Genomic DNA, 14,071 nt, shown 5'->3' with positions numbered 1-14,071 from the left:
ACCGCAATATAATTTTTGGGATCAAAGAACAGTTTAAACCCGTTTTATGATAGTAGTACGCCACTTCAAGTGTTAAAAATTATTAAATATTAGTTTACTAATCATACACTTCACAAATAGGAAACAGTAGATTTCGAAATAAATTACTATTTGCAGTACAGAATTATCACTCTTAAATCTCTTTTGTAATCTGCACATTACATTTTTCTTTTGAATTTATTACTCCCATATTCTAATAATTTAATAGTTCAAAATACACGTTTTAAGACTCAAAACTCTGTTTTATACCTATTAATGAGGATTGCACAGTAAAATTAAACACCTTTTCTTTGCACTGCAAATACAGAAATTAAACGCACAATTAATAAAGTACAGGTTAATAGGCAAATTATGAGTAAAATTAATGAAACGTTCGTAAAAGGTTCTTGGAACGAACAAGTAAACGTTAGAGATTTTGTTCAAAAAAACATCACTCCATACAATGGTGATAGTTCTTTCTTAAGTGGACCAACAGAGAGAACAAAAAAACTTTGGGACATCTGTCTTGAAGCCATTAAGGAAGAAAGAGCAAACAATGGTGTGCGCTCAATTGATACTGAAACTGTTTCTTCAATCGTTTCACACGATGCCGGTTATATTCAAAAAGACCTTGAGCTAATCGTTGGCTTACAGACTGATGAACTGCTTAAGCGTGCCATGAAGCCATATGGTGGTATTGCTGTAGTAGAAAAAGCATGTAGCGAGCAAGGCCTAGAAGTGTCTGACCGCGTTAAAGATATTTTCCGCAATTATGCTAAAACACACAACGATGGTGTGTTCGATGTGTATACTGATGAAATTCGTAAGTACCGTTCATTAGGTTTCTTAACCGGATTACCTGATAACTACGCCCGTGGCCGTATCATTGGTGACTACCGTCGATTAGCGTTATACGGTATCGACCACCTGGTAGCTGCTAAAAAAGCAGATATGCAAGGACTAGTTGGGCCAATGTCTGACGATAAAATCCGTTTACGCGAAGAAGTAGCGGAGCAAATTAAAGCCTTAAACCACATTAAAGAGCTTGGTGCAAAATACGGTTTAGACTTATCTCGTCCGGCAGAGTCGGCACAAGAAGCCGTACAGTGGGTTTACATGGCTTACCTTTCAGCTGTTAAAGAGCAGGATGGTGCCGCCATGTCATTGGGTAATGTATCGTCGTTTATCGACATCTACATGGAATACGATTTGGCCAATGGTAACATTACTGAGGAATTAGCTCAGGAGTTCATCGACCAGTTTGTAATGAAATTGCGTGTGGTTCGTCACCTTCGTATGAATGCCTACAATGAAATTTTTGCAGGTGACCCAACATGGGTAACAGAGGCGATTGGTGGTAAATTGATGGATGGTCGTCATAAGATTACTAAAACATCATACCGATTCTTACAGACGCTTTATAACTTAGGTCCTTCACCAGAACCAAACATGACGGTTCTTTGGTCGCAGGATTTACCAGAAGAATTCAAGAAGTTCTGCGCACAGGTATCAATCGACACATCATCAATCCAGTACGAGAATGATGACCTGATGACGGAAACGCGTCAGTCAGATGACTACGGTATTGCATGTTGTGTATCGTTCCAGGAAATTGGTAAACACATTCAATTCTTTGGAGCTCGTACCAACTTAGCTAAAACATTATTATTAGCTATCAACGGCGGACGTTGTGAGATGTCGGGTAAAGTGATTGTGAAAGGTATTCCTGCCTTGAAGAGCGATAAGCTGGACTATGACGAAGTAATGGCTAACTACAAATTAGCAATGAAAGAAGTAGCACGTGTGTATAACGAGTCGATGAACATCATCCACTACATGCACGACAAGTACTACTACGAAAAAGCACAGATGGCCTTTGTAGATACTAATCCTAAGGTGAACTTAGCATACGGTATGGCTGGTTTGTCTATTGTTGCCGATTCATTATCTGCTATCAAACACGCCAACGTTACTGTTGTTCGTAACGATGAAGGTTTATCATCACAGTTCTTAATTGATGGCGAGTTCCCATGCTATGGTAACGACGATGACCGTGTGGATAACTTAGCTGTAGAAATCTCTAACCATTTCAACCAGTTGTTATGTGGTTTAAATACCTACAAAAATGCTGAGCCAACCATGTCCATCCTTACCATTACCTCTAACGTGGTTTACGGTTTGAAGACGGGTGCTACTCCTGACGGACGTGAGCAAGGTGTTCCTTTTGCGCCTGGTGCAAACCCAATGCACGGACGCGATAAGAATGGTGCTATTGCCTCATTGAACTCGGTAGCTAAATTAGACTATAAAAATGCCCTGGATGGTATTTCAAATACATTCAGCATCATCCCTAAATCATTGGGTGCCGACGCTGAAACGCGTACAGAGAACCTGGTTACCATGATGGATGCTTACTTCTCAAAAGAAGCGCACCACCTGAACGTTAACGTTCTAAACCGTGAGTTACTGGAGGACGCCATGGAAAATCCAAATGAGTATCCTCAGTTAACCATCCGTGTATCGGGTTATGCTGTTAACTTTGTTCGCTTAACACGCGAACAGCAGTTAGAGGTTATCTCACGTAGCTTCCATAGCAATATGTAATAAAAGCAGAAGTTATAAGTCAAAAGGCAGAAGCCGGAAGTTCAGACTTCTGCCTTCTGCCTAATTACTTTTTTAACTAATAAATATGCTAAGAGTACACTCTTTTGAATCATTAGGCACCTACGATGGTCCGGGCATTCGTTTAGTTGCTTTCCTGCAGGGCTGTAACTTTAAATGTTTGTATTGTGCCAATGCCGATACCATTGAACTGAAAGGCGGCACCGAAACATCGGCTGACGAAATTGTTAGCATGGCCAAAAACCAAAAACCTTTTTTTGGTAAAAAGGGCGGACTAACCTTTTCAGGGGGTGAACCCTTAATTCAGGCCAAACAATTATTGCCTGTCGTTAAAGCACTAAAGGAAGAAGGTTTCCACGTGTGCATCGACACCAATGGCAGCATCTTAAACGATGATGTGAAAGCTGTTTTGGAGTACACTGATATTGTTCTTTTGGATATTAAACACATCAACAAGGAGCAGCACCAACTCTTAACCGGTAAGAAAAATGATAACACACTGGCTTTTGTCGAATATCTCCGAAGCATCAGTAAGCCAGTATGGTTACGCTATGTATTAGTACCGGGATATTCTGACAATCATGAGCACCTTCATCAATTGGGTGAGTACTTTAAGGCATTCGATAACATTGAAAAACTTGAGATTCAACCGTATCATGAGTTAGGAGCTCACAAGTACGAACATTTGGGCTGGCAGTATCAACTAAAAGATGTGAAAGCCAATACACCCGAACAGCTTGAAACAGCTTTCAACATTTTCAAAGCTTACTTTAAAGAGGTCGTCATTAACTAAACCCGCCCCATAAATAACCACAACAAAAAAACAGATAAATGAACTATTATTCAGCAAAAGAGATTGTTGAACAAGTAAACAATGTCGCCGAAACAAAAGCCAATACTACGGTTTCTAAAACATTTGTATTAGCAATTCTGGCTGGCGGATATATTGCAATGGGTGGCTTACTAGCCCTTGTTGTTGGCGGTGGACTTCCCGGCTTAAGTGCGGATAATCCGGGATTACAGAAATTCTTTTTTGGCGCGGTATTCCCCCTTGGTCTTATTTTATGTGCCATTGCAGGTGCCGATTTATTTACTGGCAATACGGCCTATTTTATTCCTGGTTTATTGTCTGGTAAACGCTCTCTGAAAACCATTTTTAAAAACTGGGGAATTGTATATACAGGTAACTTTATTGGCTCTATCATTGTCGCCTTTCTATTTGCCTATTACACCGATATTTTTGCTAAAGACCCTTGGTACTCCAGCGTCGTTCATATTGGCGAATACAAAACCTCGGCACCATTCCTAAAAGCGTTTATCAAAGGGATAGCCTGTAACTGGATGGTCGCATTAGCCATGTGGTTATCGTATTCGGCTAAAGACGTATCGGGCAAAATCATAGGTATCTGGTTCCCGATTATGGCCTTTGTTGCCATGGGTTTTGAACACAGTGTGGCCAACATGTTCTTTATTCCAACATCCATCTTTTATGGTGCTGATATAAGCTGGCTGTCCTTCCTCATTGATAACCTGATACCGGTTACATTGGGTAACATAGTTGGTGGTGCTTTGTTTGTTGGAACTGCTTACTGGTTTATTTACGAAAAGAAATAACTGAAAATAAGCACAATAAAACTTAAAGAGTATCTTCATCGATACTCTTTTTTTGATTTATATAGGACACTCAACTGGCTTTCTATTATATTTGGGGTCAATCAATAAATACATATTATGCCTAAAAAAGTTTTTGTCTCCGGCTGTTTCGATATGCTGCACAGTGGTCATGTGGCCTTTTTTAAGGAAGCTGCTCAGTATGGAGTTCTACATGTTGGCATAGGCTCTGACCGTACAATTAGCGAGCTAAAAGGAAGAGAAACCATTAACTGTGAAGCTGAACGCTTGTACATGATTAATGCAATTAAATACGTTAAAAAAGCATTTGTCAATTCTGGTTCGGGCATCATGGACTTTGAAAATGAAGTAAGAGCCTTAGAACCTGACTATTTCGTAGTTAATGAAGATGGCTTTTCACCGGCCAAAGAAGCATTTTGCAACGAATTAGGCATCGAACTGAAGGTATTGGAAAGAATTCCGGAAATTGGCTTACCCAAACGTTCTACTACCGACATTCGCACATCTGATAACTGTCTTCTTCCCTACCGCATTGATTTAGCCGGCACATGGATTGATCAGCCCTATGTTTCTAAACACCATCCGGGCTGGGCCATCACACTGTCGTTAGAGCCAATTATTGAGTATAACGAGCGCTGTGGTATGTCAACGTCTACACGGAATGCGGCAAAAAAAATATGGCCTCACTTCTTACCCATCGACAGGCCTGAGAAACTGGCCGAAATACTTTTTAAATATGAAAACTCGCCGGGTTCAGAACTTATTTCTGGCGCACAGGATGCAATAGGAATATGCATGCCGGGATTAGTGCGTCATCACTATGATGCCAACTACTGGCCAACTAAATTTGAGTCTATCCACGATGAAGAAACCCTTACCTGGTTAGAAGATCACCTTTATTTGGTGCTTTTATGGCCACGAAAAAATGGATTGGATCTTTTAAAAGAAACTTATATTAATCAGGACAACACAAAAGCATTGACAGATGCCTCACAAGAAGCCTGGCAAGCTATTAAAGAGAAGAATCTTAAGAGCTTCGCCAAAGCCTTTTCTAATTCTTTTAATGCACAAAAAGCGATGTTCCCAGCCATGGTCGACGAGGATATTAATGCTGCGATTAATAAATATCAAGACGATGCTTTAGCGTGGAAGTTAGCTGGTGCCGGAGGTGGAGGTTACCTGATTTTAGTAGCTGAAAAGCCAATCAAAGGGGCCATGAGAATTAAAGCCAGAAGAAAAAATTCAGGCGTATAAAATATAAAACAAAAAGGATGTCCGAGAACTAAAAAGGAACCCGGCCACTGAGATGCTCCCTGAGCGGGAGTCGAAGTGATTATTTACTGATAATCTTATCTTTGACACTTCATCTCGACTCCGCTCGATGAACGGATTTCATTTTCGCACATCCTCTTTTTTATAAATCTTTAGTCGGCAACAATAGCTACCTCACACCATTGACCATCCACTAACTCAACAAAATGCGTAAACCCAGCTTTTAAAAGCATCGCTTCCACTTCCTCAAATGCATTGGTTAGTTTATCGGGATGATGAGCATCACTGTTGATGGTTATCGGAATATCCAGTTCTTTGATTTTATCAAAATGCTCCGGACCTGGAAACAGATGACCATCGCGATAATAAGCTTTGGTATTTATTTCAACAATCACTCCTTTTTTCTTAACTAATTCAAGCGTTTTGTGCACTTCATCCACATACCACTTATCACTTTCATTAAACAGGTTAAAGGTCAGATTGTGCATCTTAATCTTATCCATATGTCCAATGATATCAGGTGTTGCCTGCTCCAGCATCTCTCGCTGTAATTCATAATACTTGCAGGCTGCACGTTTAATATCGCCCTTGAAGGTTTCTATCAGGCCCTTTTTAAACTCATCTGCTGGTGCATCAACGGCCCAATGAGTACCATCATTCATTTGCCCGATATAATGAACAGAACCAACCGTATAGTCTAAGTTAGCATCAACAATCTTTTCATGCTTAGGCGATGCCAGTCCTGGTATATAATCAACTTCCAGGGCTTTATACACATTAATTTGCCCCTTATACTTCTCTTTTAAACCCTCCAGCTCTTTCAGGTAGTCTTCTAGTTTATAGGCTGGCATAGTCCAGTCAGTTGGAAATGGCACAGGTGCATGAGAAGAAATACCAATGGCATCCATTTTCAACTCGATGGCTTTTTGAATGTAATCCTCAATTTTCCCTTGTCCGTCACAATAATCACAATGCCCATGGTAGTTTGTCCACCCCATAATGTTGTTCTATTTTAAAGGTTTAATCTCAATCGTAAGTTAACTTCTAATTTAAAAGCAAAAATTAAAAAATATCTTCAAACTAATGCAAAAACAAGCCTATTTTTTACTTGAACAATGCTCCATCTAGAAAACATGAAATTCTACTTATTGTTTAATCCCGATGATGTTTAGGACTAAATACACGTTGCCAACTTATTTAGTAAGGCCAAATTAGTCGGACGATGAGTTACAAGTGATAAAATTTGCCCTTTGTTCGACAAATAAGCACTAAAAACCTGTTCATTTATGATAGTTTATGAGCGATGCCGATTAACTTTGCAGCCTGAAAATTGAAGAACATGGGTTTTATCGATGAAATAAACAGAAGACGTACGTTTGCTATTATCAGTCACCCCGATGCGGGTAAAACAACACTGACCGAAAAGCTGTTGTTATTTGGTGGTGCTATCCATGTGGCTGGTGCAGTAAAGTCAAATAAAATAAAAAAGACAGCTACTTCCGATTTTATGGAGATTGAGAAGCAGAGAGGTATCTCTGTGGCTACTTCGGTAATGGGATTTGAATACGATGGCTATAAAGTAAACATTCTGGACACACCAGGTCACCAGGATTTTGCCGAGGACACATTCCGAACCTTAACGGCTGTTGACAGTGTAATTATTGTGGTGGACGCGGCCAAAGGTGTTGAGGCACAAACGCGAAAACTGATGGAGGTATGCCGTATGCGCAACACGCCAGTAATTGTATTTATCAACAAGCTCGACCGCCCAAGTAAAGATCCATTTGATTTATTGGATGAAGTTGAGGAAGAATTAAAAATTAAAGTGCGCCCACTGAGCTGGCCTATTGGTAATGGTCCTCAATTTAAGGGTGTTTACAACTTGTTCGACGAAAGTTTATATTTATTTGAGCCAAGCAAACAAGTACTTGAAGATGGCATTTCCATAAAAGACCTGAATGACTCGGCCTTGGAGGAGCAGATTGGCGAAGACTCGGCCGAACTAATTCGCGAAGAATTGGAATTGGTTACTGGCGTTTACCCTGAATTTGAATCAGAAACCTATCTGAATGCACAGGTAGCACCTGTATTCTTCGGTAGTGCACTAAATAACTTTGGAGTTAAGGAACTATTGGAATGTTTCTTAAAAATTGCGCCATCGCCACAGCCATCGCAGGCAGAAGAGCGCTTGGTTACTGCTGATGAGGATAAAATGACTGGTTTTGTGTTTAAAATTCATGCTAACATGGATCCTAATCACCGTAACCGCCTGGCTTTCCTTAAGGTTTGCTCGGGTAGATTTCAGCGTAATACCAATTATCACCATGTGCGCATTGGCAAAAACATGAAATTTTCGAGCCCAACAGCATTTATGGCCGAGAAAAAATCGATTATCGATGAAGCTTACCCTGGAGATATTGTTGGTATTCCGGATACTGGCAATTTTAAAATTGGAGATACGTTGACCTCCGGCGAAAAACTGAATTACAAAGGTTTACCGAGTTTCTCGCCTGAATTGTTCCGCTATATTGAAAATGCCGATCCAATGAAATCAAAGCAATTGGCTAAAGGCATTGACCAGCTGATGGACGAAGGTGTGGCCCAGCTTTTCACAAGCCAGTTTAATGGCCGAAAAGTAATTGGAACTGTAGGTGCCCTTCAGTTTGAAGTGATTGAATACCGCCTGTTACACGAATACGGTGCTAAATGTCGTTACGAGCCCATCAACTTATACAAAGCCTGCTGGTTAGAAAGTGATGACCAGGCTGAGCTGGAAGACTTTAAAAAGCGCAAGTTACAGTATATGGCAAAAGATAAATTTGGTCGCGATGTGTTTATGGCCGATTCAGCTTATATGCTTCAAATGGCCGAAAGTAATTTTAAGAACATTAAATTCCACTTTACATCAGAATTCTAAACGAATTATATTTTACAACTTATAATAGGTGAGCTTCAATGAGGCTCACCTTTTTTTATTCTTTTATTCGCAATTAAGGGTTTATTTCCATGCAAAAAAGACTTAAATTTAAAGAAAAGCCCCTTTAACAAATGACAACAGATTGCGACAAAAAACACAAACAAGCTCCCCCAAGCAACTACCACCTCTCGGTAGGTAGCCAGACCGATCAAGCTATAATTGTAAAAAAAGAAGACTTAGCCACCCATTTGAAAACGGGCAAAGTTCCTTTTATATCAACTGCCGCTATGATTGTATACATGGAGCAATGCTGTGTTGCTTTAATCGACCCCAACCTGCCTGTTGGCTACGACACAGTTAGTACAGAAATGAACGTCAGACACCTACACACAGCTCAAATGGGAGAAGAGATTATTTGCCGGGCCCATCTCAAGTTTATGGAAGGTAAAAAGCTCTTTTTTGATGTGGCTATGGTTAATAAACAAGGTGTTTCAATTGGTTTAGGCGCGCATGAGCGCTATATTGTTTGCCATAAAACCTTTGTTGATGAACATGGAGGATAAAGAAAAAGGCTGACACAACTGTCAGCCTTTCATGTATCTTCTATACCGTTTCTTAGTAGTTGAAAACTGTCATTAGTGGATTTTCGCCCACATTATGTACCTCATCACTACTCCAAACATCATCTGTATTTTTAAGTACAACTAATTCCCCACCAGTTGTTAAGGCCACAATTCTGTTTCTATGACCATCATAATCAATTCCGTTAAAGGCCTCTGTTTGATAATCGCCTGAGATAATTGGCTCTTGCGACAGGTCGCCTTTAACAATATCGATTTCACCATTCCCATCTGTATCAACATCTTTCTCCTCGATGTAAACCGAATTACTACACAAATGGCCATATACATAATACAAAATGCGACCATCGCGAGATACAGTTAATGGATTAGCTTTATCTCCTTTATTGTCTCCCAACACAAATTCAATCGCTTCGTGCTCAATATATGGCTCTTCATTTTTTAGCGTACGTTTTACCTTGATTAAACCTTGTGTATCACCTGAACAATACACCCATACGTTGCCATCGATGTCAACCACCATATCAATTGGGTTATCGTAAACTAAAGCTATCTCATCAACTTCATTATTGTTACTCATGTCAAAAACAAACACTTTAGCTCCTGTTCCATCACCAGCGCATGCGGCGTAAAGATATTTACCAGATGAAATCAGTTTTTGTGGCTTATCTTCCAACTCAAATGTTTTAACAACCTCACCTTTCTTTATATCATAAGATGAAACCCCGCTATTGTGACTCACATAAATAACTGTTTCACCTGATGGCAAAACATCAGTTGGGTTTGTGAAATCATCAATATTACCGGCATCAATAAAACCTTCAAGATTAATCATCTCAATATTATTCTCCGAAGGTAAAGCAACATAAGCTAACCCTTTAGGAAAGTCGGTGGTTTTGCGCGCTGCTATTTGAGTTGCACCAGCACCAATGGTTCCCCCATTCTTCTCCTGGTAGTAATTATTGATGCACTTTTCATCCTCATAATTATAATAGCTGATACTACTGTTGGAAGTACCTTTATTTAATATATAAGCGCCCTGGTGATCTTCCAGAGTACTCACATCAACATCATTACAAGCAGTAAAACCAATGGTAGCAGCCACTCCAGCCACTAATAAAAATTTCTTCATATTTAGTTTTAATATTTTAGACAATAGACTTCCAGATAATAGACATTAGACTACAAGCTAAAACTCTACATGATATTATCAATAAAGCTACCAAAGATATTATTCCTTTTTTAATTATTTGAATTATTAAGCAAGAGAATAAGAAAAGGCCGGCTAATGCCGACCTTTATTGAAGCTTTCCTCAAAAAATGAGGAGTATGTTAGGAAGTGTTTAATTTGCAAATACTGTTGAGTTAGGCATTGCTCCAACTTTATATTCATACTGTTTAATACCTTCATTAGAGTATACAAACACAGTACCTGGTGTTGTAGCATCAATTTCTTTACATAACCACAATTCATCTGAGTTTGGATGTACATCAATACCGTAATAAGTAGCATCTATAAATTTAGTCGTTGGCAATTCTGTTGCATCAATATCCATCGCATAAACAGCATCAGCTATATAGTAAACTGTTTTTTCGTTCTTACTAATAGCTAAACTCTTAACCGCACCGTTTGGAATGGCTAGATCCCATGAAGTAACTGCACTTGTTGAAGCTGTAATTTTTGAAATACCAGCATTGGCATATGTTATGCTAGGCCAGTTCGAATAATCTGGAGCTCCTCCACAGTAAACCCAAACATCACCATTTCTATCAACTACCATGTCTTTAGGACAAGCTTTTACGGTAATGGTTTCGATAACCTGATCGTTAGACGTATCAACTACTGTAATTGTATTATCGTCATTTGACCATCCACCACTATTAGCTACATATAATTTACCATTTGAAACAACCATCTTTTCAGGACCAGCACCAACTGAAATTTTAGTTCCTTTTTCAAAAGTTGTCAGGTTAATTGAGTAGATTTCATTCGTTTGCTTTGCATAACTAGCATCAGCACCCGTTCCGTTTGAAACATAAGCCTTGCCATCCAATAAAGTAATTTCCCGAGGATATGAGAAACCTTCAATTAAAGCAACGTGTTTAAAAGTTTCTTTATCAACTATCTCTACATACCCTGCTCCTGTTTGAGTTGTTACTACAATAAATACATGTGTATCATTAGCAGCCATTGACTGTGGATATTTACCCAAAGGCAAACCATTTACAGCTTCAAAATAGTTGTTTGTCACCTCATTATTCTCATCAATGATTGAAATCGAACCATTGTCATTACCTTCGTTAAGCACATAAATGCTACTTACTTTTGGAGTTACATCATCATCATCAGAACAGGCAGAAAACAATACGACTGCCATCAGAAAAAACGGTAAAAGTTTTAAAACTTTTTTCATAGTGTATAAAATGTTAGAAATTAATATTTACAGTTAGATAATAAGCTCTTCCTGGCATTGGATAAGCTCGCACCAATTGATAGGAAGTATTGAATACATTTTCAATGCGAGCCATTAAATGAATATCAATAGCGGTTATGTTTATTGTATATCCTGCATTAACATCCACTAATGCATATGCATCAACCTGGCGCCCTTCCCAGGTATAGCATTTAGAACGAGAATACAACATGGCTCCAGCATTCCATTGCGATGCTATAAAATCAGAGCTCAATTTAAAAGTATGTTTAGGGCGATACCCTAAGGTCTCTTTATAGCTATCACTCTGAGCATTATTGTCATAAGTATCATTGTATCCATAAATCAACTTATTACTAAAGCCATGGCGCCCAAGCTGCATTTTGTGATTAATACCTATATCGGCACCTTGCGAAATCATCGCTCCAGTATTTATTGGTTGCCAAAGTCCACTAGTCGTAGGTTTCCATGCTATCGCCTCATCATTATTTGCCCAATACAATGCTGCATCAAAACCAAAATTTCCGAAAGCTGTTTCCTGCTCAAAAAACTCAAGCCCTACTTCTATATTATAACCTTCTTCAGGTTGCAGTAAAATATTGCCACCAGGGTTCCAATAGCGCTCGTTAAACGTTGGGCGACGAAAATGAGTAGCTACTTTTCCTCTAATAGCTATCAACGAAGGAGAGATAACTAACTTACCACTAAGCGAAAACATAACAGGTGGATCGGGTAGCTTATTTTCAACAGATTTATAGCCAATTATTTCACCATCCTCATATATAGCTTGTTCCACCTCATTAGCTTCAGAATTACACCAGTCTTTTCCAACAGTGGCAATAAAAACACCAAAATCAGGCGAATATTTAATAGCTGCATTTAATCGTGCTTCATGCTCAGCAATTTCTTCAGCATAATTAGCTGTTATTGTTTTTAAGTAGCTATAGCGTCCATTGATATCAACACTAAGGTTGTGCTGCAGATACCATCGGGAACTCAAATCAGATAACCAACGTTTGGTCGTTATCTCTGAATAAATCTTATACGATTCACTCTCAGCTTGTTCTCTATCAGTATATCGTAAAAAATCAAACATATAAGATGTTTGTGCTTCCAGTCGACAATTACCCAATAAACGTTTCCATCCAATATATGTCTTCAACGTGGAATCTTTTTGTGTTTGATGACTAACCGGTAATCCAACCCCCATCAAACCAGGCAGATTTTTCTCTTTTACCTGATACCAGGCTCCAAAATCAAACAGGTTTTTACCAGCTTTCCAATACAAATTATGAATAGTACCAATTACTGTATTTTCATTATGAGTCAAGGTCTCTTCAGGCTTGCCATAGTCAAACTCATCAACGTATTTAAAATTGTTTTTGGCATCATGGTAAAAAAACTGACCGTTATATGAGAGCGTTTGATTGGACGCTCTTAACAATAGATTACCTTTATAATTAGAAAAACTTCCCAACTCCCCTCTTACTCTTCCAGTAAAACCCTGACCCCATTGTGGTTGATTAGATAATTCAATGACGCCTCCCATTGTTCCACTACCATAAAGAGAACCGGACGCTCCATATACGATGCTTATATCATTAAATCCGCCTACATTAACAGTCGATAAATCAGCAGAACCTGTTGTCAATGAATTTATTGGCAAGCCATTCCATGTTACTAATGTTTGATTAGATGAAGCACCACGTATACTAGCAGTTGCTAAGCCTCCTACACCTCCATTGGATTGAATATTAATAGGTGAGGTTCGTTGTAAAAGGGCTCCCAAATCCTGTGTTGCATATCGCTGAATCATAAGGGTATCCATTTGCTCTACTTTTTCGGTCACTGCAAAATGCATTAATCTTGAAGCAGTTATCTCTACCTCCTGCACTTTAACCGAATCACGCACCTCATCGTCAGCCAACAATGGCAAGGACAACACCAAAAATAATATCAACAGTTGACACCTCATTTCACACATTCAGGTTGTTAAACTGCTCTGACAAAACGGATAGAGAATACAAAGAAATATGTATCGTCCTGCATTTATTCCGAATGGCATGAACAATTGTATTTTATTATGGCAGGTCTTCTGACTTATCCCACTGTAATCGCCTTCCCGTCCCCTTTTGAACAGTGGCTTTGTTGATTACAGCTTTTACTCCGATAACTATCGGATGGGACTTACAGCAGCGGATACTGTCGCCGACTTTCACGGCGTTCCCTTTTCATCACTTGGCATTGGCAAATACCTTGTGAACCAAATCGAGTGCAAAAGTAATGGAATTGGATTAGCTAAAAAATGTTTTCTGAATAAAAGTTATCCTCTTTAGAAAGAATATCAATAAGTTTTGTTGATGATTTGAGAATGTGCTAATTCGGTAATTTAAAGTTGCTAATAATGATGGTGAATTGGTCAATTGCTTAACTGGGAAGTTGGTTCCCAACTATTATTCAGTTCCTCAATAAAACATTCTACTTATAAACTACTCAACTATCACATCAACTCATCAGGCAACATTCATACTAAACTTATAGTCTTTATATGAAGCATGGGAAACCAGAAACTTAGAGGGCTCAACTGTTCAACTCCA

Annotated in this window: 10 protein-coding genes and 1 riboswitch; of the genes, 6 read left to right on the top strand and 4 right to left on the bottom strand. The window is 39.0% G+C overall.

Annotation, left to right across the window (positions count from 1 at the left end; genetic code table 11):
• The first annotated feature begins 390 nt into the window (after positions 1-390).
• From pflB to J1N10_RS18860, 4 genes are all read left to right on the top strand, one after another.
• On the top strand, positions 391-2,622 hold the full coding sequence (pflB, locus tag J1N10_RS18875; protein WP_262328297.1) for a formate C-acetyltransferase: 2,232 nt from the start codon (positions 391-393) through the stop codon (positions 2,620-2,622).
• A gap of 85 nt (positions 2,623-2,707) precedes the next feature.
• Positions 2,708-3,433, top strand: coding sequence for a pyruvate formate-lyase-activating protein (pflA, locus tag J1N10_RS18870; RefSeq protein ID WP_262328296.1), 726 nt, complete (start codon positions 2,708-2,710; stop codon positions 3,431-3,433).
• 38 nt (positions 3,434-3,471) lie between these two features.
• Positions 3,472-4,254, top strand: coding sequence for a formate/nitrite transporter family protein (locus tag J1N10_RS18865; RefSeq protein WP_262328295.1), 783 nt, complete (start codon positions 3,472-3,474; stop codon positions 4,252-4,254).
• Positions 4,255-4,371: 117 nt separating this feature from the next.
• Positions 4,372-5,526: an adenylyltransferase/cytidyltransferase family protein gene (locus J1N10_RS18860; RefSeq protein ID WP_262328294.1), complete on the top strand. Its 1,155-nt coding sequence runs from the start codon at positions 4,372-4,374 to the stop codon at positions 5,524-5,526.
• Between the two features lie 170 nt (positions 5,527-5,696).
• Here J1N10_RS18860 and J1N10_RS18855 read toward each other — a convergent pair whose 3' ends face one another.
• Positions 5,697-6,542, bottom strand: coding sequence for a histidinol-phosphatase (locus tag J1N10_RS18855; protein ID WP_262328293.1), 846 nt, complete (start codon positions 6,540-6,542; stop codon positions 5,697-5,699).
• Between the two features lie 341 nt (positions 6,543-6,883).
• Here J1N10_RS18855 and J1N10_RS18850 point away from each other — a divergent pair, with 341 nt between their 5' ends.
• Together J1N10_RS18850 and J1N10_RS18845 are read left to right on the top strand one after the other, a co-directional pair.
• Positions 6,884-8,461 (top strand): peptide chain release factor 3, encoded by a 1,578-nt coding sequence (locus tag J1N10_RS18850; RefSeq protein WP_262328292.1) that lies wholly within the window; start codon positions 6,884-6,886, stop codon positions 8,459-8,461.
• Between the two features lie 131 nt (positions 8,462-8,592).
• Complete coding sequence (locus J1N10_RS18845) at positions 8,593-9,024, top strand: thioesterase family protein (RefSeq protein ID WP_262328291.1); 432 nt, start codon at positions 8,593-8,595, stop codon at positions 9,022-9,024.
• A gap of 52 nt (positions 9,025-9,076) precedes the next feature.
• Here J1N10_RS18845 and J1N10_RS18840 read toward each other — a convergent pair whose 3' ends face one another.
• The 3 genes from J1N10_RS18840 to J1N10_RS18830 all read right to left on the bottom strand — a co-directional run bounded on the left by J1N10_RS18840 (position 9,077) and on the right by J1N10_RS18830 (position 13,449).
• Positions 9,077-10,174 (bottom strand): YncE family protein, encoded by a 1,098-nt coding sequence (locus J1N10_RS18840; protein WP_262328290.1) that lies wholly within the window; start codon positions 10,172-10,174, stop codon positions 9,077-9,079.
• A gap of 211 nt (positions 10,175-10,385) precedes the next feature.
• Complete coding sequence (locus J1N10_RS18835) at positions 10,386-11,456, bottom strand: YncE family protein (RefSeq protein ID WP_262328289.1); 1,071 nt, start codon at positions 11,454-11,456, stop codon at positions 10,386-10,388.
• Between the two features lie 13 nt (positions 11,457-11,469).
• Complete coding sequence (locus tag J1N10_RS18830; protein ID WP_262328288.1) at positions 11,470-13,449, bottom strand: TonB-dependent receptor plug domain-containing protein; 1,980 nt, start codon at positions 13,447-13,449, stop codon at positions 11,470-11,472.
• A gap of 93 nt (positions 13,450-13,542) precedes the next feature.
• A riboswitch (cobalamin riboswitch) is annotated at positions 13,543-13,757 on the bottom strand.
• Positions 13,758-14,071 lie beyond the last annotated feature (314 nt).

The organism is Carboxylicivirga litoralis, from assembly GCF_025499605.1.
In the GTDB taxonomy this organism is placed as follows: domain Bacteria; phylum Bacteroidota; class Bacteroidia; order Bacteroidales; family Marinilabiliaceae; genus Carboxylicivirga; species Carboxylicivirga litoralis.
Note: the sequence above shows the minus strand (reverse complement) of the source record. Positions and strands in the feature narration are given on the sequence as shown.

What these genes read in the sequence shown, in the direction of transcription:
- pflB (WP_262328297.1), top strand. Translation starts at nt 391, where the DNA reads ATGAGTAAAATTAATGAAACGTTCGTAAAAGGTTCTTGGAACGAACAA.
- J1N10_RS18845 (WP_262328291.1), top strand. Translation starts at nt 8,593, where the DNA reads ATGACAACAGATTGCGACAAAAAACACAAACAAGCTCCCCCAAGCAAC.
- J1N10_RS18840 (WP_262328290.1), bottom strand. Translation starts at nt 10,174, where the DNA reads ATGAAGAAATTTTTATTAGTGGCTGGAGTGGCTGCTACCATTGGTTTT.
- pflA (WP_262328296.1), top strand. Translation starts at nt 2,708, where the DNA reads ATGCTAAGAGTACACTCTTTTGAATCATTAGGCACCTACGATGGTCCG.
- J1N10_RS18865 (WP_262328295.1), top strand. Translation starts at nt 3,472, where the DNA reads ATGAACTATTATTCAGCAAAAGAGATTGTTGAACAAGTAAACAATGTC.
- J1N10_RS18855 (WP_262328293.1), bottom strand. Translation starts at nt 6,542, where the DNA reads ATGGGGTGGACAAACTACCATGGGCATTGTGATTATTGTGACGGACAA.
- J1N10_RS18835 (WP_262328289.1), bottom strand. Translation starts at nt 11,456, where the DNA reads ATGAAAAAAGTTTTAAAACTTTTACCGTTTTTTCTGATGGCAGTCGTA.
- J1N10_RS18830 (WP_262328288.1), bottom strand. Translation starts at nt 13,449, where the DNA reads ATGAGGTGTCAACTGTTGATATTATTTTTGGTGTTGTCCTTGCCATTG.
- J1N10_RS18850 (WP_262328292.1), top strand. Translation starts at nt 6,884, where the DNA reads ATGGGTTTTATCGATGAAATAAACAGAAGACGTACGTTTGCTATTATC.
- J1N10_RS18860 (WP_262328294.1), top strand. Translation starts at nt 4,372, where the DNA reads ATGCCTAAAAAAGTTTTTGTCTCCGGCTGTTTCGATATGCTGCACAGT.